Below are 26,577 nucleotides of genomic sequence, written 5' to 3' on the forward strand. Positions count from 1 at the left end.
TTGAGGCTTCTCAGCCCGGGAGATCAGCGCAAGTGTCGCACCAAGGGACGTTCATTTTTACGTGTCCAAACTTGGGGGTATTCAGGATGTTGTTTCGTATGAAGGCAATTGCAGCTGCTGCGCTGTCACTTGCTACGCTCGCTACCGGTGGCCTGGCTCAGGCGGCGGATCTGCCGGTCAAGGCTGCCAAGAAGGTGGCGGACCTTCCGTTCTTCCTGGTGATCGACGACCGCGTGTCGTTCTCCTGGATGCCGAAGGGCACCGACCCGGGCGTCTTCAGCGTGAACCCGAACGGCACCGTCAATGGAAAGACCGCCAAGCAGGTCTATTCGTTCACCCATTTCGACGCCTGGGCCTACGGCACGAACTTCTTCACCATCTCGATGTTCAAGTCGGACCATAACGATCCGGCGAACCCCTGCTTCACCAACGGCGCGGGTCAGATCGTGAGCGCCGTGTCCGGTCTGCCGGCCAACTGTTCGGGCATGACCGAAATCTACGGTCTGTTCCGGTCGACCCTTGGCTGGAACGAAATCTTCAACACCAAGGCGTTCACGGCTGGACCCCTGCACAACATCTCGTTTGAGGTGGGTATGGACGGCAGCTCGGAGAACAGCTTCTTCTCAGCCGCCAAGCGCGACGTCGTCGCCGGTCTGCAGTTCGCCTTCGACCTGCCCTACAAGGGCTACTTCAACGTTGCCCCGCTGGTCTATTGGGAGTTCTCGAGCCACAGCGTGTTCGCCCAGTGCAACCTGTTCGCACCTGGCGTTCCGGGCGCGACCTGTCTCGGCGATGGTGACCGCCGGTTCAAGCCGACATGGGCGGTTGAAACCAATTACTACATGGATCTGGGCTTCCTGCCCGAAAACATGCAGTTCTGGTCGATTAGCGGTCGCGCCGGCTGGTATGGACCCAAGGGGACAGAGAGCAACCCGGTGCCGTTTGCAGCTCCTGGCAACATCAACACCAAGGTCGAATTCAATTCGGAACCGATCCGTCTGACCCTCGACGCCTCCAAGGCGGTCTGGGGTCCGAAGTACTCGCACTTCGTCGATCTCTGGGTTGCCTACCGCTACTGGCAGAACAAGTTCGGCCTCGACCACAACAACAGCGTGGCTTGCACCTTCAATGGTCAGAGCAATCACACCTGCACCGAATCGACGGTGTATGGCGGTGTTACGATGAAGTTCTAACCACCTGATGGTCTCCAGGTGAACGACGATGGCGCCGCGATGGACCTCCGCGGCGCCATCTCCTTTTTTGGATACGTAGGTGGATGAGCCGAAGGCGTAATCCACCGTTTGCCTCCCGCGTTTGGAGAGAAGAGGTGGGTCACGCTTTTCGCTAACCTCACGCTACGAAGTTGAACTCTCTTCTCTACCTCGACCACACGCCGTCGTGCAGCGCTTCGGCCTCGCCTTCCAGCATTGGCCCGACGACCTCCGTGGACCGCTGACCGCTGGCAAAGACCTCGCGGCAGGGCAGGTCGAGTGTCGGGTTCTCCGGGTGATCACCGGTGATGCCGCGCAGGCGGTGCTCGCTGAGGCCATAGACGACACGGCCGATGCCAGCCCAGTAGATCGCGCCGGCGCACATCGCGCAGGGCTCCGCGGAGGAATAGAGCGTGGCCTCCGCCAGCACCTCGCGGCTGAGCGTGCGGCAGGCCTGCGTCGCAGCGAGACGCTCGGCATGCGCGGTAGCGTCGTGGTCCGGCATGTAGCCGTTTTCGGTCTCGATCAGCACGCGGCCGTCCGCATCGACAACGATGCAGCCGAAGGGATGGTTGCCATTGGAAAGGGACCGGCGGGCGACCGCAAAGGACAAACGCAAAAATTGTTCGTCGCGCTCGGCTGTGCCGCTCATCGCTAATTCCCGGTCGCTAATCTCTGGTCAATGACCCGCCATGTGCCGGCCGACCACGGTGAGATCAGCCTCGCTGGTCCGCGCTTCATACACGAATTCGCCGTGGAACATCACCACCAGCCGGTCGGAGAGTTCGAGCAGTTCGTCGAGATCCTCGCTGACCAGCAGCACCGCGGCGCCGCGGTTGCGCGCGGCCATGATCTCGGCATGGATCTGCGCCACCGCGGCGAAGTCGAGACCGAAGCAGGGGTTGGCTGCGATCAGCACCTCGACGTCGCCGCCGAGCTCGCGGGCCAGCACGGCGCGCTGCACGTTGCCGCCCGACAGCGCCGAGATCGGCGTATCCGGGGTGCGGGTCTTGATCTTGTATTGCCCGATCTTCTTCTTCGCATCGTCGCGGAACGCGCCGCGATTGAGCCACCAGCCGCCGCTGGCGAAGGGCGCACGATCGAACTCGCGGAAGGCGATATTGTCGGCGACGCTCATGCCGCCAACACAGGCATTCTTCAGCGGCTCCTCCGGGAGGAGCGACATCTTGTGGCGCCGCATCTCCTCGCGGCTGGCGTGATAGGGATCGCCGGCGACGCGGATTTCGCCGCTCTCGGCTTCGCGCTGCCCGGCCAGCACCTCGACGAGTTGGCGTTGGCCGTTGCCCGAGACACCGGCGATGCCGACGATCTCGCCGGCGCGCACCGTGAGCGAGACATCATGCACGGCGATGGCGCCGGCGTCGTCGATCGCCCGGACTTTTGCCAGCTCCAATCGGGCCTGGCCGGCCTCACCGGTGCGCGGCGGCTGCACCGTCAGCTCCTCGGCGCCGATCATGGTGCGCGCCATCGCGTCCGGCGTCAGCTCCGAAACCTTGCCCGCTCCGGCGAGCTTCCCGCGGCGCAGGATCGTGACGTCGTCGGCGAAGGCCATGACCTCGCGAAACTTGTGCGTGATCATCAAAATCGTCAGCTCGCCCGTGACGACCATGTCGCGGAGCATGCCCAGTACCTCGTCAGCTTCCGCCGGGGTCAGCACCGAAGTCGGCTCGTCCAGGATCAGGAAGCGGCGTTTCAGGTAGAGCTGCTTGAGGATCTCGCACTTCTGGCGCTCGCCTGCGGAGATGTCGGAGACCTTTGCGCTGAGCGGGACCTTGAACGGCATGCGTGCGAGAAAGGCCTCGAGCTCCTTCATCTCCTTCGGCCAGTTCACCACTGCCGGCACGTCGTCGCGCGCCAGCACGAGATTTTCGGCGACCGTCATCGCCGGCACCAGCGTAAAATGCTGGTAGACCATGCCGAGGCCGAGTGCGTGGGCGTCTTTCGGATTGGCGATCGCCTGCTCACGATCGCCGACGATGATGTCGCCTTCGGTCGCGTGATAATAGCCCATAATGCATTTGACGAGCGTCGACTTGCCGGCGCCGTTCTCACCCAGCAGCGCATGGAACGAGCCTGGTCGCACCTTCAGCTCGACATTGTCCAGCGCCAGAAAATCGCCGAAGCGCATGGTCATGGCGATGGCATTGACGCCGAAGGCGCCCGGCGGCGGTGGGCTTTCGCCGATGATCACGAAATCGCTCCGATGAAGGCGTCGGAGGTCGAGACCGCGCCGAACACGCCGCCCTGCATCTTGATCATCTTCAGCGCGTGCTCGTGGTTGCTTTTGTCGGTGGCGCCGCAGCAATCGTGCAGCAGCACGCATTCGAAGCCGCGGTCGTTGGCCTCGCGCATGGTGGTGTGGACGCAGACGTCGGTGGTGATGCCTGTGAGGACGATGTTCTCGACGCCGCGCACGCGCAGGATCAGTTCCAGATCGGTGGCGCAGAACGAGCCCTTGCCGGGCTTGTCGATGATGGGCTCGCCCGGCAGCGGCGCGAGCTCCTCGATGATGTCCCAGCCGGGCTCGCCGCGCACCAGGATGCGGCCGCACGGGCCGGGATCGCCGATCCCCGCGCCGATCTGCCGCGAACGCCAGCGCTTGTTGGCTGGAAGATCCGAGAGATCGGGACGATGGCCTTCGCGGGTATGGATGATGTGGAAGCCCTGGGCTCGCATCGCAGCAAGCAGCTTTTTGATCGGCTCGATCGGCGCCCGCGTCAGCGAGAGGTCATAGCCCATCTTGTCGACATAGCCGCCAATGCCGCAGAAATCGGTCTGCATGTCGATGATGACGAGCGCGGTGTTCTCGGGGCGAAGATCGCCGTTATAGGGCCAGGCATAGGGCTCGGACTTGATGGTGCGCTCGGGCATGATGTCACTCTCTAGCGGGTGATGGACAATTCGGCCGGTGCTCCGGTCAGCGTGCGTTTCGGCGAGCAGGTGATGATCATGATCGCCAGCGTGAGGATGTAGGGCGCAGCGTTGAACAGGTGATAGCCGGAGGTCACGCCGACCGATTGCAGCGCGGGGCCAAGCGCTGCGGCGCCGCCGAAGGCAAGCGAAGCCCACAGGCAGAGCAGGGGATCCCAGCGCGCGAAGATCACGAGTGCGACGGCGGTGATTCCCTGGCCCGAGGATAGGCCTTCGTTCCAGCTTCCGGGATAGAACAGCGAGAGGAACGAGCCGCCGATGCCGGCGAGGAAGCCACCGACCATGGTGGCGCGCAGACGGATCAGCAGCACGGAATGACCCATGGCGCGCGCGGCGTCCGAACTCTCGCCCGCGGTGCGGATCAGGAGGCCCCAACGCGTGGTCCGGAAGGCCCAGTAGAGAATTGGCGCGAGCGCGATGCCGATCAGGAAGAGCGCATTGACGCGCAGTGCGGCGCGGACCTGCGGGATGTCGCTCCACCAGCCGAAATCGATCGCGGGCAGCCGCGGCGCGGTGGGCTCGATCAGCGGCTTGCCAAGATAAAAAGCCAGGCCCGTGCCGAACAGCATCAGCGCGATGCCGACCGCGACGTCGTTGACGCGCGGCAACGAGCAGATGCCGGCATGCAGGGCGCCCAAAAGCGCGCCGGTGATGCCGGCGGCGAGCACGCCCAACCATGGTGATCCCGTGAGGTAGGAGATTCCGTAGGCGCTCATCGCGCCCATCACCAGCGTGCCTTCGAGGCCGAGATTGATGCGCCCCGAACGCTCGGTGATGCATTCGCCCAGGCTCACGAACAGGAAGGGCGTCGAGACGCGAATGGCGCCGCCGAGCACGGCGAGCGGAACGGTCCAAAGCCCGATCGAGCCGTCTGCCATCTCAGGACTTTCCCTTCAGAAACCCGATGCGGCCGTAGAGCGCATCGCTGGCCAGCACGAAGACGAAGATGATACCTTGCAGCACCAGCACGGATGCATCCGGTAACCCGAGGCGGCGCTGCAATAGACCACCGCTGGCGCTGATGCCGCCGAGCAGGATCGCGACGGGAATGATGGCGAGCGGATTTTGCCGTGCAAGGAAGGCGACGAGGATGCCGGTGAAGCCGTAGCCCGCCGCGAGATTGGCATTGGTGCGCCCCTGCACGGCGGCGACCTCGACCATGCCGGCAAGACCTGCCGCTCCTCCAGCGAGGAAGCAGATGGTCAGGATCAGCTTGCTGACACCGAGGCCAACGATCTTGGCGGCGCGGATGTTGCCGCCGGCGACGCGCGCCGCGAAGCCGAACACGGTGTGATAGATCAGGATGTAGGCCGCGATGGCGGCGATCAGACCGAAGACGAGACCCCAATGCACATCGGTGCCGGGAATGGAGCCGATCATGTTGGCGGCGCCGATCTCGCGGGTCGAAGGCTTGTTGAGGCTCGCCGGGTCGCGCATCGCGCCTTCGACGAGATGGTTGAGGATTGCGAGGCCGATGTAGACGAGCAGCAGGCTCGAGATGGTCTCGTTGACGCCGCGATATTGCCGCAGCGCGCCCGCCAGCATGATCCACAAGCCGCCGCCGATCACGCCGGCGATGACCATGGCGATCTGCACGATGAGCGGCGGCATGCTCTGAAGCAGCAGCGCGGCGCTTGTCGCCGACAGCGCGCCGACCAGGAGCGCGCCTTCGCCGCCGATGATGACCATGCCGAGCTGCGCGGGCAGCGCCGTGCATAGGGCGGTGAGGATCAATGGCGCTGCGCGCGTCAGCGTATTCTGCCAGGAGAACCAGGTGCCGAAGGCGCCGTAATACATGTAGAAATAGAGATCGAGCGGGTTCTTGCCGAACATCGCGACGAAGATGCCGAAGACCACGAGCGCGCCGGCAAGCGCCGCGCCCGGAATCAGGATGTATTCGATTGTCGCGCCGTGGCGCTGGAGAAAGCCGGGATCGGCGGCCGGGGCAATTGTCCCGACCGCTTCAGTAGGATCCGCGGCTTCCGATGTCACGAAGTCGCTCCGATCACGCCCTCGACGAGATAGTCCATCTTCTCCAGTTCAGGGTCCTTCTGGCCGCGATCGTTGCCGGCCGCGATGACAGACTTGCCCTTGTTGTCGACGAGGCCTCCCTTGAAGATGGCGTAGCCTTCCGCCGACAGGAATTTTGCCTTGACGTCGTCGGCATGCTTGCGCGCTTCGGCGGAGACCGCTTCGCCATAGGGCGAGGTCTTGACGATCTCTTCCTTGAGGCCGCCGCGATAGAAGTTCGGGATGCTCTCGCCGGCGGCGATCATCTTCACGAATTTCGGATAGAGCGCCTCCCAGTTCCACTCCGCGCCGGTGAGATACGCCTTCGGCGCGAGCGGCGACTGGTTGGTGTGATAGCCGCAGACGAAGGCGCCGCGGCGCGCGGCGTTCTCGACCATGGTTTTCGGACCGTCGACGTGACAAGTGAGCACGTCCACGCCTTGGTCGATCAGGCTGTTGGTGGCCTCGGCTTCCTTGACCGGCATCGACCAGTCGCCGGTGAAGATCACCTGGGTCGTGGCCTTGGGATTGGCGAGCTTGGCGCCGAGCGCGAAGGCGTTGATGTTGCGCAGCACCTGCGGAATGGGTTTAGCCGCGACGAAACCGAGCTTGCCGCTCTTGGAGGTGTAGCCGGCGATGATGCCCGAGATGTACTGGGCCTCGTCGATATAGCCGAAATAGCTGCCGGCGTTCTTCGGGTCCTTGTCGCTCCACAAGCCGCCGCAGTGCTCGAAGCGAAGCTTCGGGAACTTGTTGGCCATCTTGATCATGTGCGGGTTGTAGTAGCCGAACGAGGTCGGGAACAGCAGGGTGGCGCCGTCGAGATTGATCATGGACTCGATCGTCTTCTCGACCGCGTCCGTCTCAGGCACCTTCTCTTCCTCGACGACCTTGAGGCCGGGAATCTTCTTGAGCGCTGCGGCGCCCTGCGCATGCGCCTGGTTATAGCCGTAGTCGTCGCGCGAGCCGACATAGATGAAGCCGATGGTCGTCTCGGCCGCGAAGGCCGGGCGGACGCCCGCTGCCGCGCCGAGGGTGAGGGCCGCGCCGCCCTGCAACAAATGACGTCGTGAAATCCTGCCAAAATCCATTGCTCGCTCCCTTGGCGGATGTACCGCCTTAATCTCGCGGCTGCGCCGGTCTAGCGAAGCCCGGAAGGAGATGTCGCAAGCTTCATGCCAGAGGTTGCGAAGCGATCAGGTGTTCGTAACTTGCTGAAAAATATTGTGTTTTAAAACTTATCGAATCTTGCCGAGGAAATCGGCAGGTGATTTTTTAGGCAGTATTCGTCTGTTGTATGCAATGGAGTTAAGCAGCCCAGCCACCTCACCCCGTGTGCATGACGGGAGCTACCGCCTGCCGGCTACCCTCATTCATGCTACCCCACGCGCGTATCAAAACAGCGCTCGTGATTTCGCTGGCACCGAACTTGTATCGATTGCCGCCAGGACCGCCGCTGCAGCGGTCCCAAGAGATGGAAAGCTCGCCGAGATGGCTGCTGCTAACGCCGTTCAAACTACATCGCTCGGCGAAGAGATCGTCCGCCGCATCAACGAGCTCGCCGCGATCTCGGAAGAAGGCGACAAGCTCACCCGCATCTACCTGAGCAGCGAGCTGCGCAAGGCCGCAGACCTCATCCTGGCCTGGATGCGCGATGCCGGCATGAGTGCGCATCTCGACGCGATCGGCAATGTCTGCGGGCGCTACGAAGGCGAGCGGCCGGGCGTGCCTTGCCTGATGCTGGGCTCGCACTACGATACCGTGCGCGACGCCGGCAAATGGGACGGGCCGCTGGGCGTGATCACAGGGATCGCCTGCGTCGCCGATCTCAATCGCCGCGGCAAGCGCCTGCCGTTCGCGATCGAAATCGTGGGCTTTGCCGATGAGGAGGGGGTGCGCTTTGCCTCGACCTTGCTCGGCAGCCGCGCGGTGGCCGGCACTTTTGACGAAAGCGTCCTGAACACACGCGACCGCGATGGCGTGTCCATGCGCGATGCGATGGTGCAGTTCGGGCTTGACCCTGACCATATCGGTGGGGCCGCGCGGGCCCGGCGCGAACTGCTTGCCTATCTCGAACTGCACATCGAGCAAGGGCCCGTGCTGGAAGCACAGAACCTGCCCGTCGGCGTGGTCACCGCGATTGCGGGCGCGACACGGCTTGCCGCGCGGCTGACCGGCATGGCAGGGCACGCGGGCACGGTGCCGATGGCGCTTCGGCGTGACGCGCTCGCTGGCGCTGCCGAATGCATCGGCGCAATCGAGCAGTTTTGCCGGACCGACGAGAGCGGGTTGGTCGGTACCGTCGGCTACATCCAGGCGAGGCCAGGCGCGACCAACGTCATTCCGGGCGAGGTGTCCTTCACCATCGACATGCGGGCGCCGACGGACATGCACCGCAAGCGCGCGGTCGCCGATGTCGTCAGGCAGATCGAAGCCATCGCAAAGCGCCGCCAATTGTCGCTTCAGCTCGACGTCACCCACGAGAATCGCACCGCGCCTTGCGCGCCGTGGCTGAAGGACCAGATCGCGCAGGCAATCAAAGCAGAACGTTTTCCCGTGTTCGAGCTGCCGAGCGGAGCCGGGCACGACGGCATGGCCATGATCGACATCGCCGACGTCGGCATGATCTTCGTCCGCTGCCGCGGCGGTATCAGCCATCACCCGGACGAGCATGTCGAGCCCGCCGATGCCGATGCCGGCGCGCGGGTGCTGCTGCGGGTGATCGAGAATTTTCGGCCGCGGGAAGGTTAAGTCGATCCCGCAAGTCACCGGATAGAGACACGAATCAGACACGTCTAGAATGGTGACGGCTTACCGCCGGCACCACGAGACATCATTCGACGGCGCACATGAACAGCGACATCTCTTTCCCATCCCATCGCGAAAATCGGTTCTACCAAGGCGCCGCTGCGACCTTCGTCGCCAACGCCCTTCAGGCGGTGAATTTTCTCGGCGATCGATTCCTGAGGCAGTCGCATCATTCGCTGACGGCCATCGAGGACCTGTACCGGCACTCGATGGACAGCGCCTTTTCGGCGACCGAGGCATTCCTCGTTACCGGCGCGCCGCACGCCTCCGCGTACTATCCGCGCGACTTCGCCTGGTTCTATCCGGACATTCTCGACCCCGAGACCATCATGGATTCGCAGGACGCGGTGCGGCGGGTTCGTCTGCTCGAAAAGAGCGTCCGCCTGCTGCTGGAGGCGGTTCGCGCTGATGTCGTCACGACGACCATCGTCCCGGCGGGACGCGCCCGCTACCTCGGCGTAAACTATTTCTCGCGCCCCTCGGATACGCTGCTCGGCATTTTGGCCGGTCTCCAACAGATGCTCTCCGCCGAGGAGAGGACGTCGTCCCATCTGGCGATGTCGCAATGTGCGCATGCCGGCCGCCTGCTGCTGGCGGAATACGGCGGTGACCTGAAGCGCGCGATCCTCCAGCTCGCCGGCGAGCTCGAGCCGTTCAATGATGACGGCACCAGGCATTTGCTGTGCGATGCCAGCGCTCCTCGCTCCGCGGCAACGGACACGCGCGCCGAGCGCAGGCGTTTCGTCACCAATGCCTGCGTCTACACGACGTTCGTGTGGGGCGTGCAGCTCGGAGTCGTCGAGGAGACCGAGCTGAAGCGGCTGTTCGGGCGCGACCTCGCGCAGTACAAGAAGGACCTGCTCCGCCTGTTCGGCAAAGACGGCTATATCAGGCATTCCCTCGATGGCGCCACGGGTTCGCCGGCGTCCTCGGTTGCGCTTGATTTCGTCAGCGTGCATCGCGGCTTCTGGGATATGAACGAGGAAAGCGAGCGCGCGCTGTTCGCGGCCACTGCGGATCTGGTCATTGCGGAGCCGCGCTTTCGCATCCCCAGCACGTTCCACTTCCTGGTGTCCGCGGATAATCCGCGGAACAAGATGATCCACAAGATTGCGGCTCCGGCCTACCAGGGACGTTCCTCCTGGCCGACGTTCAACGTCGAGTTCGCGGATCGCATGCTGGACTACGATGAATTCTCGGGGAGCGAGACCTACCGTTCCTGCGCCCAAGGAATTCTGAAGGACATTCGGACCGCGACCGAAGTCCACGGCGGCTATCAGGAACTGATCTCGGAGCAGGGCCTGAAATATCGCACCTGGGCCTATAAGGGCGCCGTGGCCCACTCCTGGTTTCCGCGTTTCCTGTCCGTCTGGAGGAGGGCGTATGGAACGCCGCTCCTCCATTGGAATGATTGATCCGTCCGGCGCTATCCCGCCGTCACGTCCACCAACTCGCCGCCCTCCAGCACCTTGGCCGCCTTGGCGCGATCGAGGTCGCCTTCCCAGGCGGCCACCACCACGGTGGCGACGCAGTTGCCGGTGAGGTTGCCGACCGCGCGGGCCATGCCGATGAACCAGTCGACCGACAAAACCAGCACCAGGCCGATCGCGGGAATACTCGGCACCGCGTTGAGCGTCGCCGCCAGGATCACGATCGCCGAGCCGGGCACGCCGTGCGCGCCCTTCGACGTGATCAGGGAGACGCCGAGCACGAGCAGGAGGTCGCCGAAGGACAACGGCGTGTTGGTCGCCTGCGCGATGAAGACGACGGCGAGCGTCAGGTAGATCGAGAAGGCGTCGAGGTTGAAGGAATAGCCGGTCGGAATGACGAGGCCGACCACGGAATCCTTGACGCCCATCCGCTCCAGCTTCTTCATGATCTGCGGCAGCACTGCGTCGGAGGAGGCCGTCGCGAGCACGATGGTCAGTTCCTCGCGCAGGTAGGCGAGGAATTTGAGGATGTTAATGCCGGCCAGCGCCATCACGCTGCCGAGCACGCCCAGCACGAAGATGCCGACCGAGACGTAGAACAGCATCACCAGCGAGACGAGCTGCTTCAAGGAGCCGACGCCGTATTTGCCGACGGTGTAGGCGACCGCGCCGAGCACGCCAAGTGGAGCAATCCGAACAATAAGCCCCATGACGCGGAACAGAACGGTCGAGGCAGCGTCGATGATGGACGTCACGAGCTTGCCCTTCTCGCCGCCGACGAGCGCGAGACCGACGCCAAACAGCACGGCGAAGAACAACACCTGGAGGACGTCGTTGCGCGACAGCGCGTCGAACGAGGTGGTCGGGATCACGTTGAGCAGGAAGGAACCGATGCCGCCGCCCTGCAGCTTGTGGGCGTTGTCGGCATAGGTGTTGAGCGCTTTGGCATCGAGCGTCGAGGGATCGATGTTCATACCGTGGCCGGGGCCGAAGAGGTAGGCGAGCACGAGGCCGACCACAAGCGCCACAGTTGTCATCACCTCGAAATAGAGCAGCGCCTTGACGCCGACCCGGCCGACCTTCTTGAGGTCGCCGGCGCCGGCAATGCCGTGCACGACGACGCAGAACACGATCGGGGCCACGATCATCGAGATCAGCTTCAGGAAGGCGTCGCTGAGGATCTTGAGGCTGACGGCGAAGTCCGGAGTGGCCATGCCGAGGATGATGCCGAGCACGAGCGCGGCCAGGACCTGGACGAACAGCGAGGTGTAAAGCGGCTTGGGCTCGGCGGCCGGGGCCGCGGCAATGGTCGACATGGTGAACTCCCCCGATTTGACGCGTCTTGGACGTCAAGAAGGAGCAACTCCCGTGCCAGATTGTCGCGTTTTCCGCTGGAAACGGCCTATTCCGCCGCCTTCGCCGTCTTGCCGAACATCCGTGTCGGTGCCGGGAAGCCGCAGGAGGTGCCGTCGGTGACCTTGACCTGGTCCTCCCACGGCAGGCGGTAGGTGCCCGCGACCATGTCCTGCATGAAGGTGTAAGGGCAGTCCATCGCACCGCCCTTCACCGCGACATAGCCGCGGTGCCAGATCTGGTAGATGTTGTTCTCGACGCCCCAATTGATGCGAGCCTCGCGCACGAGGTCGGGCCGTACCTCGGCGGTGATGATCTCGTCGGCGCGGCCGGTGGTGCCGTGCGCCAGCACCGAGCCATCGAAATTGACGATCATGCCTTCGCCCATGGAGTCGAACGAGCCGTCGGAGCCGCACATGCAGACGTTCGCTGTCACCATCAGGTTCTGGAACGAATTGGCTTGGTTGGTGAAGCGCCAGGCGTCGCGAATCGGCGCGGTGTAACCGGCGGTGCGGATCATGATCTCCGCGCCCTTGTAGGCGCATTCCCGCGCCATCTCCGGGAACATGCCGTCATGGCAGATGATCAGCGCGATCTTCGCACCGTTCGGCCCCTCGATCACGGGAATGCCGATGTCGCCCGGCTCCCACGGCTCGACCGGAATCCAGGGATGAAGTTTTCGGTAGTACAGCTTGATCTCGCCGTGGTCGTCGATGATCAGGCCGGAATTGTAGGGGTTGCCGTGCGGGTTGAACTCCATGATGGAGAAGCAGCCCCAGATCCTGTTGTCGATGCAAGCCTTCTTGAAGGCGGTGACCTCAGGCCCGTCGAGCCGGCACATGATCTCCGGATTGGTGTCCATCGAGAGCCCATGCAGCGAATATTCGGGGAAGACCACCAGGTCCATGGTGGAGAGATTGCGGCGGGCCTTGCCGACCATCCAGACGATGCGCTCGGTCTGTTTCGCAAGATCGGCTCGGGTCACGACGTTCGGCAGTTGCAACTGCACCAGCCCGATGACGACGCCCTCAGGCGATTTGTTCAACCCGCCAAGCCCGTTCATGATCAGCTCCCATCGTCGGCTTCCTTGCCGTCCGCGCAGCACCGTTGCGCGCAGTTTCCGACAGAGCAAATCCGATTTTGACGGCGCGCAAAAGTCCATTTTTCAGGCGGCAGGCGAAACTCGTGCGCGAGAGGACCGTGGCGCTCCCCAGAGGAGGCCGACGCACATTGTTGCGGCGCGCCGTGCCTCAAGTCTCGGCTTGACCCTCCAATCCGCCCAATGTCAGACTTATGACATGAGTACAGCAAAGCGACATATCGCCAGCCTTCGTGACGAATATGCAGAGATGACACGGCAGCGCATCGTTGCGGCCTTTGTTGAGACGCTGGAGGACGAGGCGGCGGACGACATCTCCATGGCCGCGGTGGCCAGGCGCGCGAAGGTGGCCGAGCGAACCGTCTATCGGCACTTCAAGACCCGTGCGGAGCTGTCTGCGGCGGCCGGCGAATGGATCGAGGACAATGTCTTCAGCTATATTCCCTTCGCCTCGCCCGATGAGCTGCCCGAGATCTTCCGCAAGTTGTGCAAGCGGTTTGATCGTCATCCGCATCTGGCGCGGGCCATCGCAGCGACGCGGACGGGCCGAAGGGTGCGCGCCGACTTCCGGCGCCATCTGATCGAGCAGCATCGCAAGGCGATGGCGCCGCTGGTGCGGCATCTCCCCGCCAGGGAGGTCCGCCAGGCGGAGGCGCTCGCGTCCTATCTCAACAACGTGCTGGCCTGGAATGCGATGCGTGAGGACTTCGGCATGTCCAGCGCCGAGATCGCGGACGCAATCGAGTGGGCGCTCACTACACTTTTAAAAGATGTCCGTCAGCGCGATGCCGCCGCGGCGCGTACTGGCAAGTCTGGCAAATCGCCGCGGAAGCGAACTGCGGCTGCGAAAGAGCCGGCGTAGATTGAGGCAGGCCATGAATGCGATACCCGACGATCTCCTGATCACCGCGGCCGACGAGGTTCGCATCCGCCAGGACCTGGTGCTGACGGCACTTGGTCGCCGCCCGGCCGATCGCTCCTTGCGGGTCGGCAGGTTGCTCGACGTACATAGCCGCACCTGGAGCGAGGATCAGGAGATCGTCTTCAAGGGCCGACGCATCGCCTGGGTCGGGCCGGCCGGCAGCTATCCCGGCGAAGTGCGCGAGCGCGTGCATCGGCCGGATCTTGCCGCCGTGCCAGGCTTCGGTGAAGTGCACAAGCATATCGAAAGCTCGCATCTGACGCCGGAATGGGAGGCGGCGCTGGTGCTGCCGCATGGCAATACCTGGACGTGCGAGGCGAGCCACGAATTCTCCAATGTCAACGGCGCACGCAATCTCGAATTCTGGTTCGAGGCACGCCGTCGCGGATCGCCGCTGAAAATCTTTCCGCAACCCGGATCTGCGGTGCCGCCCACGGCCTATGAGTGGGGCGGCGGCTGGTATGGTCACGACGAGCAGGCGAGCTTCATGCGCGAGAGCCTGATGGTCACCGGGCTCGACGAAGTCATGGACTGGCCGGCGGTCTGGAATCCCGACAATCCGTCTTACAAGCGACTATGGGGCATGATCGAGGCGACGTTCGCGGCCCGCGGGGTCGTCGAAGGCCATGCCTCCGGTCTGCGGGACCTGCCATCCATCAACGCTTTTGCCGCGGCCGGGCTCGCCTCCGACCATGAGGTGCAGACGCCGGAGGAAACCTGGGACAAGCTCACCCGCGGCCTCTTCATCGAGTTGCGCGTCTACGCCATGCCCGAGATCGTCGCCTGGCTGCTCGCCAAGGGTTTGCAGGACTGGTCGCAAATCGCCTTCACCACCGACGACCGCAGCGCCAGCCATACGCTCGAGCTCGGCGCCAGCGATCACAACGCGCGGGTCGCGATCGAAGCCGGTCTCGCGCCGGAAGTCGCGATCCAGTGCCTGACCATCAATCCCGCGCGGCACATGCGCATCACGCCGTTCGTCGGCAGCCTCGCCCCGGGGCGCTTTGGCGATGTCGTGCTGCTCTCTGATGTGGCCAAATTGACCATCGCCGAGGTCTGGGCCGACGGCGCGCAGGTGTCCGAAGGCAAGCGCTATTTGGGCAAGGTCCCCGAAATCTCCTGGCCCGATTGGGCGACCAGGACGGTGAATATCAAGCGCGCGATCCAGCCGGACGACTTCGAGCTGCCGGCCGCACCCGGCCGCACCACGATGAAAGCCGCCGTGATCCGCCCGTTCCATTGGCATCCGGAGTTCTACACCCTCGAATTGCCGGTGCGTGACGGCGCCGTGCAGCGCGATGAAGGCGAGGCCGTCACCAAGTTTGCCATCGTCGATCGCTTCTCCGGTGACGGCCGGGTTGCAAAAATGTTCTGGCGCGGCTGCGGACCGCGCACGCCGGACACCGCGGTCGCCTGCTCGGTCGCGCACGACAAGCACAACATCTGGGTGGTCGGCTCGTCGGACGCCGCGATGGCCAAGGCCGTGAACGCGCTGGTCGAGCTTCAAGGAGGCTGGGCGCTGGTGCGCGAAGGCGAGCTCGTCGCCACCGTGCGGTTCGAGGTCGGCGGATTGATGAGCTGTCGATCGGCGCACGCGCTCGATGCCGAGATGCAGGCGCTCTATGCGGAGGGCCGCAAGGTGGACTGGATGTATGAGCCGACTTTCCGGCCGCGCTGGTATCCCGGATTTCCGGAGCGTCTGATGTTTGCGACGCTGACCTGCGCGCCCTGGAGCTGGGTGCTGGTTGCGCCCTGTGAGCAGGCGCCACTCGGATTCATCAACGTGCAGACGGGCGAAGCGCACCCGGTGGTCTGGTAGAGGAGCGACTGCGATGAACGAGATGACTCCGCCGCAGGCGGCGACCACCGAGGCTGCGTCAGGTCCCGCCGTGCAATCGAGCGCCGCTGGAGGCGCGCTCGACCGCATCTTCCGGCTCACCGACCGCGGCACGAGCGTTGGCCGCGAGGTGATGGCCGGTGCGACCACGTTCGCGGCGATGGCCTATATTATCGCAGTGAACCCGGCGATCATGTCCAATGCGGGAATGGACCGTGCCGATCTCGTCAGCGCGACGGCGCTGGCCGCGATCTTCGGTTCTGTGATGATGGGGCTTTGGGCCAACCTGCCGCTCGCCGTTGCGCCCGCGATGGGCTCCAACGTCATCTTCACCTATGTGATCGTCAAGCAGATGGGCATGCCCTGGCAAGGGGCGCTCGCCATGGTCGCCTTTACGGGCGTGTTGTTCCTGATCCTCAGCCTGTCGAAGCTGCGCGAGCGTATCGCACGGGACGTTCCCGAAGCGTTGAAGATCGGCATCCAGGCCGCGGTCGGCACCCTGATCGTGTTCATCGCGCTGCGCGGTGCAGGCTTCGTGGTGCAGAACCCCTCGACCTATATCGCCATGGGATCGCTGCGCAGCCCGCCGGTGCTGCTGACGCTTGCAGGTCTGCTGCTCACGCCGGTCCTGGTGGCGCGGCGTATTCCCGGCGGACTGATCCTGTCGATCGCCGTGCTGACCTTGATCGGCTTCTTCGTTCCCGGCGCTAACGGCAAAATGGTGACCTCGGTGCCGTCGGCGATCCTGTCATGGCCGCGCTGGCCCACCAGCACCTTTATGGCACTCGACGTCGGCTACCTCGTCAGTCACTTTGTCGTGGCGTTGCCGCTGCTGTTCTACTTCCTGTGTGCCGAGTTCTTCTCGACCTTGGGAACGCTGATCGGGGTGACCGGTGCCGCCAATCTGCGCCGCCCGGATGGCTCGATCCCGAATGCCACCGCCGCCTTCGCCACCGATGCGACGGCGTCCATCGTCGGCCCGCTGCTCGGCACATCGGTGGTGACGGCCTATATCGAGTCGATCACCGGCGTGCAGGCCGGGGGACGCACCGGCCTGACATCGCTGACGGTCGCGGCATTCTTCTGCCTCGCCTTGTTCTTCTGGCCCGTCTTCGTCATCATTCCACCGCAAGCAACCGCACCCGCGTTGGTGCTCGTCGGCGTGCTGATGATGCAGGGCCTCGCGCGCATCGACATGAACGATCTGGTCAACGCCGTGCCCATCGTGCTGACGCTGCTGGTCACTGTGCTGACCAACAATCTCATCAACGGAATGGCGCTGGGGACGCTGAGCTATATCGCACTGGAGGTCGCGATGGGCCGGCGGACGCGGATTCCCGCGATGGTCTGGGGTCTCGGGGTGGTGTTCATCGCTTATGCGGCCGTGACCGCGCAGATCTTTTGAGATGTCCGGATGGCGCGAAAAGCCTAGGCCACCAGGTCAAGGAGGCGGCAGGATCCGCGCACCAGCACCTTGCGCCCTGTAGACGTCATCGCGGGAACGCCGTCCTTGATCACGACAAGGCCGAGCTTGACGAGGTCTTGGACGACGTAGGTCTTCGTGAGGCGACCGCGCGAGCCGGGATTGCGAAGCGCTTTCAGAACCTCCCACTGGTCCGTCGAGAGATCGAAGTCGAAGTCGTCGTTCATGTTGCCTCAAGCAATGGTCCGTTCGCGCCCCTGTTAGCGGCGCCCCATGAAAATCATGCGACTATAATGAGTCGGGAATTCGGTGAGCTGTCTAGAACGTCTCTTCACAAATTGCCGCAGATCGTTGCGTCACAACGGTCAAGATCATTTACAGCCGAATATCGTCCCGGATCTCGGATCACTAATTGATGATCTGCGCTTGATTGTGCGGCGCGAGCTACTGCAGCGCACGGGAAGCGTCGCTGTCCCATTCTGGGTCGCGATGTGCATCGAAATCATGAGGCGAGAGGCTTGGAACTCTGCTACGCTGATTCGCGGGATTGGCTTCACACAACAGGAGTGTGAGTGCATGAACAGGCTGGTGGAAATTCGCAAACAGGAATTTCTGTGCCGTGAGCGCGCCGCGCTGGATTCGGAGCGCCGGATGTTCTGGCTCGCGCAGGCCCAGGAATGGGAACAGCGCGCGCTCGACGAAATCGCGTATCACTTCGGGGAGTGCAATCTGGTCCGGGCCGAACTGACCGCCGCCTGACGCGAGCCGTCGCCGCTTACTGGTAAGTCGCCACGATATCGGACACCGCGCGCTCGAGTTGCTGGGCGGTGGCGCATTGGCGCACGATGCTGCAAAAGGTCGCGTAGCGTGGCATTTCCGAGTCGCCAAAACCCCAGGCGAGCCGTCCCTCGGGATTGAGCCACACCAGACGCTTCGAACGTTCGGAGATGCGGCGCAGGATGTCGGCGCGAGGATCGAGATTGTTGCTGCGGGCATCGCCGAGCACGATCACCGTGGTCCGCGGTGTCAGCGTGCTCATAAACTCTTTCTCGAAATCGACCAGCGACGAGCCGTAATCGGAGGAGCCGAAGCCGACCTTGGACATGATCTCGGCCATCGCCTCTTCCGGCGATTTCGATTCCAGAATGTCGCTGACGTCGATCAAATGCGAAGAGAAGGCAAAGGAGCTGACGTCGTCGACCACCTCGTGCAGCGAATGGATCAGGAGCAGGAAAAAATCGGAGACTTGCGCGACTGAGCCGGAGACGTCGCAGAGGGCCACAATCTTCGGCCGGTCGCGGTGCTTGCGCTTCCATGCGGTGAGGAACGGCACGCCGCCCCAGGCGGCGTTGCGGCGCAGCGTGCGGCGAACGTCGAGATGACCGCGGCGCTGGCGCTTGCGTGGTTTCGAATAGCGCTCGCGCAGGCGCCGCGCGATCTGACGGATCAAAGCGCGCATCTCCGCGACCTGGCGCCGCTCGATGCGGGCAAGCGGCGCGTTGCGCAGAATCTCGTTGCGGAGGTTCTCAGCCTCTTCGCGGGCGTAGAGCGCAAGCCCCTGCGCGACGGTGTCGCGCACCGCCTCGCGGAAGGCATCGAGCGCGGTGCGAAGCCGCTCGGCCAGGGCCGGGTTGGTCGCTGTCAACTCGTCCAGATCGTCGCGCAGCCGCTGGAGTCCCATGGCATCGAGGATGCGGCTGGAGAAGATGCCGCGCTGGGTGGAGTAGCGGATGTCGGACAGGGAGGCCGCACCTGAGGCGCTGGCGATCGCGGCTGCGATCGCGTTGCGATCCTGCGACAACAGCATCTGCGCCAGCGGGCCCAATCCCTCGGGAGGCTGACCTTCGCCCGCTTCGCTGGCCGAACTGGAGGAGGGCGACCGATCCGTACCTTGCGAACCGTCCTCCCTGTCGACCTCGGGCTGATCCGGCCGCGGCTCCGGCTGGCTGAAGAACAGATCAAAACAGTCACCGAGCGCGAGCTTTTCATCCTGCGACTTGGCGAGCGTCAGAAGCAGCGCATCGCGCAGGATGGTTCGGTCGGACACGCCGACCTGCGCGACGGCACGCATCGCATCGATGCTTTCGGCAGGCGAGACATGGACGCCGGCGCCGCGTGCCGCACGGAAGAAACGATGAATATTCTCGCGCATCGGCGTCAACCGAAGACGTTGGATCGTGCTGCCTTGGCAATGAAGGTCGTAATCTGAGGCTGAGCCGCCTCGATGTCGGCCTCGTATTTCAGGAGCACGTTGAGCGTGTCCTTGACGATGTCAGTGTCGAGCTCGGAAGCCTGCAGCAGCACCAGCACGCGCGCCCAGTCGATGGTCTCACTGACCGAGGGCAGCTTCTTGAGGTCGAGCGAGCGGATTTCGTGGATGAAGCCGACCATCTGCCGCCGCAGCGTCTGCGAGATGTTGGGGACGCGGCTCTCGACGATGCGCTCCTCGAGCCGCTGCTCGGGGAAGCCGATATGCAGATGCAGGCAGCGCCGCTTCAAGGCGTCGCCGAGATCGCGCTCGCTGTTGGAGGTGAGGATCACCGTCGGCGGCGTGATCGCAGAGACGGTGCCGAGTTCGGGGATCGTGACCTGGAAGTCGGAGAGTATTTCCAGCAGCAGCGATTCGAATTCCGCGTCCGACTTGTCGATCTCGTCGATCAGCAGCACGCAGCCGCCCGGATGCTCCAGCGCTTGCAGCAGCGGCCGCGGCTCGACGAATTCCTTGGAGAAGAACACGTCGCCGAAATCGTGGAGCTGGTCGAGTGCCGCATCCAGCGTCTGCGCACCGCCGAGGACTTCGCCGAGCTTGTCCTTCAGGATCTGGGTGTAAAGAAGCTGCTTGGCGTATTTCCACTCGTAGAGCGCCTTGGCCTCGTCGAGGCCTTCATAGCATTGCAGGCGGATCATCTTCATGCCGCGCCAAGCCGCGATCGCCTTGGCGAGTTCGGTCTTGCCGACGCCCGCGGGGCCCTCGACCAGAATCGGCTTCTCGATCTGTTGCGACAAATAGACGGCCGTCGCGATCTGCCGGCTCGCGATATAGCCTTGCGCGGCGAGGCCGCTCTCCACTGCCTCGATCGCTGTCGAGGGCTTCTGTTCAGCCACGAATGGGCGCTCCCAAAGGTCTTGCTTGAGCTTGTTCTGCCTGCGTTCACGGCAAAGAACAAGCCTCGTTTGGGAAGGACCAGACCCGCGCGAGCGGCCGTTTTTCCGCTTAGCGCAATACTTGCGGTTGGTCGACCGTGCGATCAGTGCCGCAGCAGCTCCGGCTTGCGGATGGTCTGTCTGACCTCGGCGCCGCAATCGGCGCATTCATAGACGAAGTCGATCTTGGCAAGGCTCCAATGCGGTTCGACCTCGCGCACATACATCGGCAGGAACCCCATGCACGCGGGGCAAATCACAGGCGCGATCTCGATATCCTGATGATGCTGTACATAAGCTGGCATCTCGGCTCTCCTTCGCAGGCGACCACCAAACCCCGCGCAAAGGCTACTGCCGGTCGGCCCAAGACCGACATCAACTCTTTCGAACAGAGATGGAACGGCGGAGGTTTGTCGTTCGCTGTGACATTCTTGTTACGTCTTCCATACTGTAACAGGCGGACCAACTGCCTATTTCAAAAGGCCCATCCGGTCTTCGGACTTTTACCTCAACGATAAGGGAGCAACGCCCATGACGCATGCCATTCGCTTTCACCAGACTGGTGGTCCGGAAGTCCTGGTCTGGGAGGAGGTCAGTGTCGGCAAGCCCGGACCGGGCGAGGCGCGAATCCGTCACACCGCCGTCGGTCTCAACTTCGTCGACATCTACAATCGCTCTGGCGTCTATCCTGCCCAATTGCCGAGCGGTCTCGGCAGCGAGGCGGCCGGAATTATCGAGGAAGTCGGGCCCGGTGTCACCGATCTGAAGCCGGGCGATCGCGTCGCCTATGGCGCCTCGCCGCTCGGAGCCTATTCCGAAGCGCGACTGATCCCGGCGGACCGGCTATTGAAGCTGCCCGACGGTGTCGACGACAAGACCGCGGCGGCGATGATGCTGAAGGGGCTCACCACGCAATATCTGATCCGGCAGACCTATCGCGTGAAGGCCGGCGACACCATCCTGCTCCATGCGGCCGCCGGGGGCGTTGGCCTGATCCTGAGTCAGTGGGCGAAACATCTCGGCGCGACCGTGATCGGCACCGTCAGCAACGAGGAGAAAGCCAAGCTCGCCAAGGCGCATGGCTGCGACCACGTCATCATCTACACGCGCGAGGATTTCGTGAAGCGCGTCGACGAGATCACCGGCGGCAAGAAGGTGCCGGTGGTCTATGATTCCGTGGGCAAGGACACGTTCCTGAAGTCGCTCGACTGCCTCGCGCCGCTCGGCGTCGCCGCGCTGTTCGGCGCGTCCTCCGGCGCCGTCGAGCCGCTCAATCTCGGCTTGCTCGCGCAGAAGGGCTCGCTCTACGTCACCCGGCCGACGCTGTTCACCTACGCCGCCAAGCGTGAAAGCCTGGTCGCGATGGCGGGCGAGCTGTTCGACGTCGTCAAGTCCGGCGCGGTCAAGATCGAGGTGCACCAGACCTATCCACTGAAGGACGCCGCCAAGGCGCATGCCGATCTCGCCGCGCGCAAGACCACCGGATCGACCGTCCTCACGGTGTGATCTCGGACCGGGCTGTGGCGCAGGCCTGCCAGAGCGTTTTCAAGCGAAGTGGATACGGTTCGCGTAAAGAAAACGGGTCAAAACGAGAATCTAGAACCCAGTTCCGACTCCATCGGAACTGGGTTCTAGGCCTGCGTCACGTCCGCTCGTGCTTGCACAGATCACGGACGTGATCGAGCCGGATCGCCTGGAGGTCGACGTCTTCGGGCGGGATCCGGGGCAGGGCAGCCTCAGCGAGGATCGCCTCGGTCACGTCTTCGACCGAATTCTCCACGATTTCCTGGATGAACGAGATGTTTCGATATTCACCTGACGCGACGCGGGAGATGACCTCGCGCCGGGTGATTTCAGGGTCGACGACCGCCTCGCGGCCGCGCCGCCCATAGTCGATCATCACGACGAAATACTGCATGAAACGATCCTGCCGTTCCCCGACGGTCGGGCACGGCAGAGTATTTCCGAAAAACGGAATTAAGTCAAGCTGTACTTCGAAAAACCGGAAGTTAGCCTACTTGCTCTTCTTGCGAGGGCGCGCCGACTTGGCGCGCAGCCGCTCGAGCTGGCCCTTGGGCATGGACAGGCAGATCTCGCCGACCCACTCCAGTTTCACGCCGACGATCTGCTTGGCATTGAAGCTGCTGAGATTGACGACGGAGGGGGATTTGCCCCGCTCGATGGTCTTCAGATAGCGCTCGCCGGTCTTGAGCCGAACCACGGCCTCTTCGCCGTAGAAGCTCGACAGCGGGTGGCGCTGGTCCTTGTAGACCACGATCACGTCGCCGCTCTCGTATTTGGGCAGCATCGAATCGCCCACGATCTCGAATGCGATGGTCTCTTCCATGATCGGGAAGGGCAGCGCGATGTCGCCGAGACCCTCCGGGGGAACCTGCTCATAATCCGGCTCGATCACGGCACCCGCGCCGACGCGGCCCATGATCGGCGCAAGATTGAGCTCGAGATATTCCATGATCGGAATGATTTCCGAGGCCTTCACCAGGCGTTCGCCGCCGAGGATCTCCGAGACCGCGCCGGGCCGCACGCCCATGGCTGCTGCCAGGCCGCCCTTGCTCTTGCCCGTCTTTTCCAGGCCCCGCTCGATCATTGCCGCGTCCAACATGGTGATTCCCTCGATTGTCCATCGTTCCGCCTCTTGTAATCCGAAATTCGGAATTGATGCAATTATGAATATCAGAAATATTGCTTGACACCAACTTCGGAATACCGGAATGTGAACTCCGCCTCGCGATCGTGCGATCGGAGGGGGCATATCACAGGACAGCAATATGGAACCGGGCCATTGGCCGTCGGAGCACTCCGACGCGCTTCGCGACTATTTTCTCAAGGGGATGTCTTACGCGGACATCGGAAGACAGATTAACGCAAGGTTTGGAACGGCTTACACGCGCAACGCTGTGGCCGGCCGCGCCAAACGGCTCGGGCTGATCGTGCAGGTGCGGGTGACGAGTCCGTCGATCGTGCCGACGTCGCCGTCTGGAGCCTGTCTCATCCTCCCGCACCGTCCTGCGTCACTGAACCTGCCGCCGAAATCCGCGCTGAAGCCGGCCGCGCCGGTCAAGTTGCGCTGCGTCGGCGTCCAGCCGCGCCTGGTCCCGTTGGTCGAACTCGCTCGCGACGACTGCCGCTATCCCTACGGCGGCGACAAGGACGGGGAGGCGATTACCTTCTGCGGCCATCCGCGCCAGCCCGGCTCGAGCTATTGCGCGCCGCATGCGCGCCTGACGTGCCGCGCTGGAGCTGGGGCCGCCCGCCTTGCCGGTCCCGTCGTGCTGAGGCTGGTCTCTGCAGCCTGACCTCACGGTCACCCGTTCGATCGTCAATTTCGCAAGGAGTATCCGAGTGGCGCGTGCCCGACGCAACAAGTCCTATAAGTTGACGAAGATCCACGACCGGCGCTCGCGCGAGGTGCCGTTCAATGCGGAGGTGGCGGAAGTCGAGGTCGACAATCCGCTGGCGCTCGACCCCGGAGAGAAGATCATGGCCGTGCGGTCGGTCCGCAGCGATCCGCTCGGCCGGCTGCACGCCCACCATCAGATCGACGAGGCGCAATATCGCGGCGGACGCGCCTTCCAGAACGATTGGGAGAGGGCCGAGCGGGGCCCCCAGGCGATGGATCCGACCCGCGAATATGTCGATGGCGCGCGCACGCGAGAGCCCGTCACCGAGAGCCAGCGCCAGGCGGTGCTGCGGCTGAACCGGGTCGAGCGCGAACTCGGCACCGACGGCGCCGCGCTGGTACACGACGTGTTGGTGCTGGGCCTGACCATGGACGAGATCGGCCAGCGTCGCGCCGTCCGTACCCAGCGCTGGAACGACTATTTTGCGCGGCGTTTTCGTGAATGCCTGGACCGGTTGGCGCTGATCTATGGCTTTGCGACGGAAACGGGGACACTGCGTGCAGGGCAGCGCAGATGACAACGGCGCTCGTGCGGTCTCGGTCGCCGCCGTGCCAGTCTGCTGCTCAGGGATGCGGCAGGATCTGGTAGGGCGTGGTGTAGGGCTCGACGCGGAGCGAGGCGTTGGCCAAGAGCCCGATCCTGGCAGTCGGCGCCTGCTGCAATTCCCCGTTCGGACCGCGATGCACGTTGTATTGCCAGACGGTGAGATCACCCTTCTGCACGAGAGCGTGTGCAATCGCGCTTGCATCATTGCCGCCGAGCGCCTGAAGCTCCTCCGCCGACAATCCGACGACGATTTCGTCCTTGATGGTGACGATCTTGAACAGGTTCATCCTGGTCTCCTGCGCCCATGCGCCTTGTATCGAGAGGGTGAGAAGCGCGACTGCGGCGCCCTTGATGAGATCGCAGCGAGAAAGCATGCCGTCGTCCTTTGGTGCTGGCGCGCGCCCGAATCGATCAGCCTATCGGCCATGGCGCCCGCGATCTGCGTGACTGTTTCGCAACCGCTTTGTCGTTCGCGCCTCAACACCGGTTCACGGCTGGCCGCCCGATGAACCCTGATGCGAAGAGCCGCGTCCAATTCCAACAGCTCGAGGGGACGGATCAGATGAAATTCACCGGCACAGTTTGCGTCCTCATGTCTCTTGGCGCAGCAGACACCGCCATGGCTGCCGATCCGTTCTACATCGGCAACTGGACCTTCACGAGCGCCGTGGCGGCGCCATGGGCCGATCCGCAACGCAAGCCTGACGACACCGAGCGGGCGCGGCTGATGGGAAAGGCGGTTGCCTTCAAGCCGAGAGAGATTTCAGGACCCGGTCCCCTTGCCTGCGGAAGGCCGCAGTACAAGGTCACGGATTATGGCCCCGCCATGATCTTCCAGGGTGCATTCGACGAGATGCGGCGTGCCGACAAAAAGGTCGATCCCAAGGCGCTTGCCGCCTCGCTCGGCTTCGCAGATGCCCCGATCCGGACGCTGGAGACCGGCTGTGAGATCGACGTTCATTTCGTCGACGATACAACCGCCGAGATCGGACTCAACAATTACGTGTATACGCTGAAGAAGCACTAGTTGGCGCCCGCCAATGTCCATTCACATCTGAAACAAGGCAGATGCAGCGCCGATTGACTGCGATCGAGGCCGGGACACGTGATTGTTGACGCTTCTTGACGCAGGTGGGTGACGGCGGGCCATATTCCTGTTATCCGGAATTGCCGTAGCGCGATGCAGACGAAGCATCGCTACGTCAACCGTCGGGCTTGCCGGAGGGGTTGTTCCTTGGCATAATTGCAACCTGTTCGGTTGGGGCTGTCCGTTCGGACATGTTGCTCAGTGTGCTAACCCGCCGGGGCTCCCCGGCCGAGAGCTCGCCGTCGCCATGGCATCCGGTTATGGCGTTCGGTTCTCGAGTTGGGACCTCGATGTCGGATCACGTAGGCCGATGCTTGTCATAGGTGCGAGATGAAAAACCTCAATTTCGCGGCTGAACTGCACCTCAAGCTCGGCGCGCCGGCAAGCAGCACCGTTGAAAGCCTGCGCCTGCTCCGTGCGTTTCTGAAGCTCGCGCCCCGGCAGCGTTTCGAGGTCATCAAACTGGTCGAAGACCTCGCCATCGAAGAAACCCTTCCCGCCCCCCCCCTCTCTTAAGCCTGGCTGCGCGCCGGCCTCAAGCCTTGACCTTCGTTTTCCTGCCGGAAGCGGCCGCCCGGCGACGTTTGCCCCGGCTGGACGCTGGAAGGCGATCCGGCAAGTGTGGTATTCAGTTCAGAAAAAGGGAGGAGTGCGACCATGATCGAACCGAAGCTCGAAGTTCCGGCCGAACTGCGCGACCTGGCCGAGAAGACGATTGACCAGGCGGAAAAGGCATTCGGCATGTTTTTCGAAGCCGCCACCAAATCGATGACGACCGTTCCGGGCGCGGGGGCGGAGGTGTCGAAGCAGGCGCTCGCTTTCACGGAGCAGAACATGAAGTCGGCATTCGAGCATGCTCGCAAGCTCGTTCATGCCACCGACCTTCAGGAGGCGATGCGAATCCAATCGGATTTCCTGCGCAGCCAGTTCACCAGCGCCGGAGACCACATGCGCCAGATGACCGGCAGTCTCATGCAGCCGGGCAAGGGCAAGTCTTGATCGCTGGTGTGTAGGCTGTGCCCAAATCTGCTGATCCCTGTCGGTCCTCCGGCAGGGATCAGCATTTTGTGGCACTCGCGCGAAGCCGTGCTCATCCGCAACACGAGCCCGGAAATTGCAAGAGGTCGATGCGGACGATGATCGATCGCAGCAGCCTGCGGGCCGAACGATAGAGATGCCGCGCGAATCTCGGCATCCTTGCCGCGGGCAGGCCAAAGCTTGCCGTATCAAGACTTTTCGTATCTGGGCTTTCGATGGAGTGCGACACGTGCCTCTCCGAAATGGTGAGGTCCTTCCTATCGTGGCCGGCCTGGGCCAGCCTTGATCTGCCGCA

At 63.4% G+C, this 26,577-nt stretch carries 28 protein-coding genes; 13 read left to right on the forward strand and 15 right to left on the reverse strand.

The window, feature by feature from the left end; genetic code table 11:
* The first annotated feature begins 86 nt into the window (after window positions 1-86).
* Window positions 87-1,193, forward strand: a complete 1,107-nt coding sequence (locus IVB31_RS24015) for a hypothetical protein (protein WP_247328502.1) — start codon at window positions 87-89, stop codon at window positions 1,191-1,193.
* A gap of 184 nt (window positions 1,194-1,377) precedes the next feature.
* Here the strand turns inward: IVB31_RS24015 and IVB31_RS24020 are convergent, their stop codons facing one another.
* Genes IVB31_RS24020 through IVB31_RS24045 form a run of 6 tightly spaced genes read right to left on the reverse strand, consistent with a single transcriptional unit; the run spans window position 1,378 to window position 7,264 of the window.
* Window positions 1,378-1,863: a nucleoside deaminase gene (locus IVB31_RS24020; protein ID WP_247328505.1), complete on the reverse strand. Its 486-nt coding sequence runs from the start codon at window positions 1,861-1,863 to the stop codon at window positions 1,378-1,380.
* A 27-nt stretch (window positions 1,864-1,890) separates the two neighbouring features.
* A complete protein-coding gene (locus IVB31_RS24025; protein ID WP_247328507.1) occupies window positions 1,891-3,423 on the reverse strand; it encodes an ABC transporter ATP-binding protein in 1,533 nt (510 codons plus the stop codon).
* Window positions 3,420-4,103 carry an isochorismatase family cysteine hydrolase gene (locus IVB31_RS24030; RefSeq protein WP_247328509.1) on the reverse strand — a complete coding sequence of 228 codons (684 nt, stop codon included), beginning with the start codon at window positions 4,101-4,103 and terminating at the stop codon, window positions 3,420-3,422. The genes IVB31_RS24025 and IVB31_RS24030 overlap by 4 nt, the downstream gene beginning before the upstream one ends.
* Before the next feature lie 11 nt (window positions 4,104-4,114).
* Window positions 4,115-5,041: an ABC transporter permease gene (locus IVB31_RS24035; RefSeq protein ID WP_247328512.1), complete on the reverse strand. Its 927-nt coding sequence runs from the start codon at window positions 5,039-5,041 to the stop codon at window positions 4,115-4,117.
* 1 nt (window position 5,042) lies between these two features.
* Window positions 5,043-6,155, reverse strand: a complete 1,113-nt coding sequence (locus IVB31_RS24040) for an ABC transporter permease (RefSeq protein ID WP_247328515.1) — start codon at window positions 6,153-6,155, stop codon at window positions 5,043-5,045.
* Window positions 6,152-7,264 (reverse strand): BMP family ABC transporter substrate-binding protein, encoded by a 1,113-nt coding sequence (locus tag IVB31_RS24045; RefSeq protein WP_247328517.1) that lies wholly within the window; start codon window positions 7,262-7,264, stop codon window positions 6,152-6,154. Before IVB31_RS24045 ends, IVB31_RS24040 begins: the two co-directional genes overlap by 4 nt.
* A gap of 400 nt (window positions 7,265-7,664) precedes the next feature.
* Between IVB31_RS24045 and IVB31_RS24050 the strand changes: the two genes are divergently transcribed.
* Complete coding sequence (locus IVB31_RS24050) at window positions 7,665-8,924, forward strand: allantoate amidohydrolase (protein WP_247329195.1); 1,260 nt, start codon at window positions 7,665-7,667, stop codon at window positions 8,922-8,924.
* 98 nt (window positions 8,925-9,022) lie between these two features.
* On the forward strand, window positions 9,023-10,396 hold the full coding sequence (locus tag IVB31_RS24055) for a hypothetical protein (protein ID WP_247328519.1): 1,374 nt from the start codon (window positions 9,023-9,025) through the stop codon (window positions 10,394-10,396).
* A gap of 11 nt (window positions 10,397-10,407) precedes the next feature.
* On the opposite strand, the gene IVB31_RS24060 is transcribed toward IVB31_RS24055, so the two are convergent.
* Both IVB31_RS24060 and IVB31_RS24065 read right to left on the reverse strand, forming a co-directional pair.
* The gene (locus IVB31_RS24060) at window positions 10,408-11,727 is read right to left on the reverse strand and encodes a dicarboxylate/amino acid:cation symporter (protein ID WP_247328521.1); all 1,320 of its coding nucleotides are present in this window, start codon (window positions 11,725-11,727) and stop codon (window positions 10,408-10,410) included.
* Between the two features lie 86 nt (window positions 11,728-11,813).
* Window positions 11,814-12,827: a formamidase gene (locus IVB31_RS24065; RefSeq protein ID WP_247328523.1), complete on the reverse strand. Its 1,014-nt coding sequence runs from the start codon at window positions 12,825-12,827 to the stop codon at window positions 11,814-11,816.
* On the opposite strand from IVB31_RS24065, the gene IVB31_RS24070 reads away from it, so the two are divergent.
* From IVB31_RS24070 to IVB31_RS24080, 3 genes are read left to right on the forward strand one after another with little or no spacing between them, the layout of a single operon-like run.
* Complete coding sequence (locus tag IVB31_RS24070; protein ID WP_247328527.1) at window positions 12,826-13,725, forward strand: TetR family transcriptional regulator; 900 nt, start codon at window positions 12,826-12,828, stop codon at window positions 13,723-13,725. The two genes, IVB31_RS24065 and IVB31_RS24070, sit on opposite strands and share 2 nt — an antisense overlap.
* A 13-nt stretch (window positions 13,726-13,738) precedes the next feature.
* Complete coding sequence (locus tag IVB31_RS24075) at window positions 13,739-15,604, forward strand: adenine deaminase C-terminal domain-containing protein (RefSeq protein WP_247328530.1); 1,866 nt, start codon at window positions 13,739-13,741, stop codon at window positions 15,602-15,604.
* A gap of 13 nt (window positions 15,605-15,617) precedes the next feature.
* The gene (locus tag IVB31_RS24080; RefSeq protein WP_247328532.1) at window positions 15,618-17,027 is read left to right on the forward strand and encodes an NCS2 family permease; all 1,410 of its coding nucleotides are present in this window, start codon (window positions 15,618-15,620) and stop codon (window positions 17,025-17,027) included.
* Between the two features lie 23 nt (window positions 17,028-17,050).
* On the opposite strand, the gene IVB31_RS24085 is transcribed toward IVB31_RS24080, so the two are convergent.
* The gene (locus tag IVB31_RS24085; protein ID WP_247328534.1) at window positions 17,051-17,272 is read right to left on the reverse strand and encodes a hypothetical protein; all 222 of its coding nucleotides are present in this window, start codon (window positions 17,270-17,272) and stop codon (window positions 17,051-17,053) included.
* Window positions 17,273-17,621: 349 nt separating this feature from the next.
* On the opposite strand from IVB31_RS24085, the gene IVB31_RS24090 reads away from it, so the two are divergent.
* Window positions 17,622-17,804, forward strand: coding sequence for a hypothetical protein (locus IVB31_RS24090; protein ID WP_247328536.1), 183 nt, complete (start codon window positions 17,622-17,624; stop codon window positions 17,802-17,804).
* Window positions 17,805-17,820: 16 nt separating this feature from the next.
* Here IVB31_RS24090 and IVB31_RS24095 read toward each other — a convergent pair whose 3' ends face one another.
* The 3 genes from IVB31_RS24095 to IVB31_RS24105 form a co-directional block, all read right to left on the reverse strand.
* Window positions 17,821-19,197, reverse strand: a complete 1,377-nt coding sequence (locus tag IVB31_RS24095; RefSeq protein ID WP_247328538.1) for a VWA domain-containing protein — start codon at window positions 19,195-19,197, stop codon at window positions 17,821-17,823.
* Between the two features lie 5 nt (window positions 19,198-19,202).
* A complete protein-coding gene (locus tag IVB31_RS24100; RefSeq protein ID WP_247328540.1) occupies window positions 19,203-20,150 on the reverse strand; it encodes a MoxR family ATPase in 948 nt (315 codons plus the stop codon).
* A gap of 143 nt (window positions 20,151-20,293) precedes the next feature.
* Window positions 20,294-20,494, reverse strand: a complete 201-nt coding sequence (locus IVB31_RS24105; RefSeq protein ID WP_007612817.1) for a hypothetical protein — start codon at window positions 20,492-20,494, stop codon at window positions 20,294-20,296.
* A 226-nt stretch (window positions 20,495-20,720) separates the two neighbouring features.
* Between IVB31_RS24105 and IVB31_RS24110 the strand changes: the two genes are divergently transcribed.
* Window positions 20,721-21,695 carry a quinone oxidoreductase gene (locus IVB31_RS24110; RefSeq protein WP_247328542.1) on the forward strand — a complete coding sequence of 325 codons (975 nt, stop codon included), beginning with the start codon at window positions 20,721-20,723 and terminating at the stop codon, window positions 21,693-21,695.
* A gap of 136 nt (window positions 21,696-21,831) precedes the next feature.
* On the opposite strand, the gene IVB31_RS24115 is transcribed toward IVB31_RS24110, so the two are convergent.
* Together IVB31_RS24115 and IVB31_RS24120 are read right to left on the reverse strand one after the other, a co-directional pair.
* A complete protein-coding gene (locus tag IVB31_RS24115) occupies window positions 21,832-22,107 on the reverse strand; it encodes a hypothetical protein (protein ID WP_247328544.1) in 276 nt (91 codons plus the stop codon).
* A 96-nt stretch (window positions 22,108-22,203) separates the two neighbouring features.
* Window positions 22,204-22,812, reverse strand: coding sequence for a S24 family peptidase (locus tag IVB31_RS24120; protein WP_247328546.1), 609 nt, complete (start codon window positions 22,810-22,812; stop codon window positions 22,204-22,206).
* Window positions 22,813-22,978: 166 nt separating this feature from the next.
* Between IVB31_RS24120 and IVB31_RS24125 the strand changes: the two genes are divergently transcribed.
* Window positions 22,979-23,506, forward strand: a complete 528-nt coding sequence (locus tag IVB31_RS24125) for a GcrA family cell cycle regulator (protein ID WP_247328548.1) — start codon at window positions 22,979-22,981, stop codon at window positions 23,504-23,506.
* Between the two features lie 46 nt (window positions 23,507-23,552).
* Window positions 23,553-24,128, forward strand: a complete 576-nt coding sequence (locus tag IVB31_RS24130; protein WP_247328551.1) for a hypothetical protein — start codon at window positions 23,553-23,555, stop codon at window positions 24,126-24,128.
* Between the two features lie 46 nt (window positions 24,129-24,174).
* Here the strand turns inward: IVB31_RS24130 and IVB31_RS24135 are convergent, their stop codons facing one another.
* Complete coding sequence (locus IVB31_RS24135) at window positions 24,175-24,531, reverse strand: hypothetical protein (protein ID WP_247328554.1); 357 nt, start codon at window positions 24,529-24,531, stop codon at window positions 24,175-24,177.
* A 245-nt stretch (window positions 24,532-24,776) separates the two neighbouring features.
* Between IVB31_RS24135 and IVB31_RS24140 the strand changes: the two genes are divergently transcribed.
* The 3 genes from IVB31_RS24140 to IVB31_RS24150 all read left to right on the forward strand — a co-directional run bounded on the left by IVB31_RS24140 (window position 24,777) and on the right by IVB31_RS24150 (window position 26,243).
* Window positions 24,777-25,184 (forward strand): hypothetical protein, encoded by a 408-nt coding sequence (locus IVB31_RS24140; protein ID WP_247328558.1) that lies wholly within the window; start codon window positions 24,777-24,779, stop codon window positions 25,182-25,184.
* Between the two features lie 390 nt (window positions 25,185-25,574).
* The gene (locus IVB31_RS24145; RefSeq protein ID WP_247328561.1) at window positions 25,575-25,760 is read left to right on the forward strand and encodes a hypothetical protein; all 186 of its coding nucleotides are present in this window, start codon (window positions 25,575-25,577) and stop codon (window positions 25,758-25,760) included.
* Window positions 25,761-25,901: 141 nt separating this feature from the next.
* Window positions 25,902-26,243, forward strand: a complete 342-nt coding sequence (locus IVB31_RS24150) for a phasin (protein WP_247328564.1) — start codon at window positions 25,902-25,904, stop codon at window positions 26,241-26,243.
* Window positions 26,244-26,577: the final 334 nt, after the last annotated feature.

Source organism: Bradyrhizobium sp. 21 (assembly GCF_023073335.1).
Taxonomy (GTDB): domain Bacteria; phylum Pseudomonadota; class Alphaproteobacteria; order Rhizobiales; family Xanthobacteraceae; genus Bradyrhizobium.

Excerpts from the sequence above, each read along its gene's own strand:
- IVB31_RS24015 (WP_247328502.1), top strand. The coding sequence starts at position 87 with ATGTTGTTTCGTATGAAGGCAATTGCAGCTGCTGCGCTGTCACTTGCT.
- IVB31_RS24020 (WP_247328505.1), bottom strand. The coding sequence starts at position 1,863 with ATGAGCGGCACAGCCGAGCGCGACGAACAATTTTTGCGTTTGTCCTTT.
- IVB31_RS24030 (WP_247328509.1), bottom strand. The coding sequence starts at position 4,103 with ATGCCCGAGCGCACCATCAAGTCCGAGCCCTATGCCTGGCCCTATAAC.
- IVB31_RS24035 (WP_247328512.1), bottom strand. The coding sequence starts at position 5,041 with ATGGCAGACGGCTCGATCGGGCTTTGGACCGTTCCGCTCGCCGTGCTC.
- IVB31_RS24045 (WP_247328517.1), bottom strand. The coding sequence starts at position 7,264 with ATGGATTTTGGCAGGATTTCACGACGTCATTTGTTGCAGGGCGGCGCG.
- IVB31_RS24050 (WP_247329195.1), top strand. The coding sequence starts at position 7,665 with ATGGCTGCTGCTAACGCCGTTCAAACTACATCGCTCGGCGAAGAGATC.
- IVB31_RS24055 (WP_247328519.1), top strand. The coding sequence starts at position 9,023 with ATGAACAGCGACATCTCTTTCCCATCCCATCGCGAAAATCGGTTCTAC.
- IVB31_RS24060 (WP_247328521.1), bottom strand. The coding sequence starts at position 11,727 with ATGTCGACCATTGCCGCGGCCCCGGCCGCCGAGCCCAAGCCGCTTTAC.
- IVB31_RS24070 (WP_247328527.1), top strand. The coding sequence starts at position 12,826 with ATGATCAGCTCCCATCGTCGGCTTCCTTGCCGTCCGCGCAGCACCGTT.
- IVB31_RS24065 (WP_247328523.1), bottom strand. The coding sequence starts at position 12,827 with ATGAACGGGCTTGGCGGGTTGAACAAATCGCCTGAGGGCGTCGTCATC.
- IVB31_RS24075 (WP_247328530.1), top strand. The coding sequence starts at position 13,739 with ATGAATGCGATACCCGACGATCTCCTGATCACCGCGGCCGACGAGGTT.
- IVB31_RS24080 (WP_247328532.1), top strand. The coding sequence starts at position 15,618 with ATGAACGAGATGACTCCGCCGCAGGCGGCGACCACCGAGGCTGCGTCA.
- IVB31_RS24085 (WP_247328534.1), bottom strand. The coding sequence starts at position 17,272 with ATGAACGACGACTTCGACTTCGATCTCTCGACGGACCAGTGGGAGGTT.
- IVB31_RS24090 (WP_247328536.1), top strand. The coding sequence starts at position 17,622 with ATGAACAGGCTGGTGGAAATTCGCAAACAGGAATTTCTGTGCCGTGAG.
- IVB31_RS24095 (WP_247328538.1), bottom strand. The coding sequence starts at position 19,197 with ATGCGCGAGAATATTCATCGTTTCTTCCGTGCGGCACGCGGCGCCGGC.
- IVB31_RS24105 (WP_007612817.1), bottom strand. The coding sequence starts at position 20,494 with ATGCCAGCTTATGTACAGCATCATCAGGATATCGAGATCGCGCCTGTG.
- IVB31_RS24110 (WP_247328542.1), top strand. The coding sequence starts at position 20,721 with ATGACGCATGCCATTCGCTTTCACCAGACTGGTGGTCCGGAAGTCCTG.
- IVB31_RS24115 (WP_247328544.1), bottom strand. The coding sequence starts at position 22,107 with ATGCAGTATTTCGTCGTGATGATCGACTATGGGCGGCGCGGCCGCGAG.
- IVB31_RS24120 (WP_247328546.1), bottom strand. The coding sequence starts at position 22,812 with ATGTTGGACGCGGCAATGATCGAGCGGGGCCTGGAAAAGACGGGCAAG.
- IVB31_RS24125 (WP_247328548.1), top strand. The coding sequence starts at position 22,979 with ATGGAACCGGGCCATTGGCCGTCGGAGCACTCCGACGCGCTTCGCGAC.
- IVB31_RS24135 (WP_247328554.1), bottom strand. The coding sequence starts at position 24,531 with ATGCTTTCTCGCTGCGATCTCATCAAGGGCGCCGCAGTCGCGCTTCTC.
- IVB31_RS24140 (WP_247328558.1), top strand. The coding sequence starts at position 24,777 with ATGGCTGCCGATCCGTTCTACATCGGCAACTGGACCTTCACGAGCGCC.
- IVB31_RS24145 (WP_247328561.1), top strand. The coding sequence starts at position 25,575 with ATGAAAAACCTCAATTTCGCGGCTGAACTGCACCTCAAGCTCGGCGCG.
- IVB31_RS24150 (WP_247328564.1), top strand. The coding sequence starts at position 25,902 with ATGATCGAACCGAAGCTCGAAGTTCCGGCCGAACTGCGCGACCTGGCC.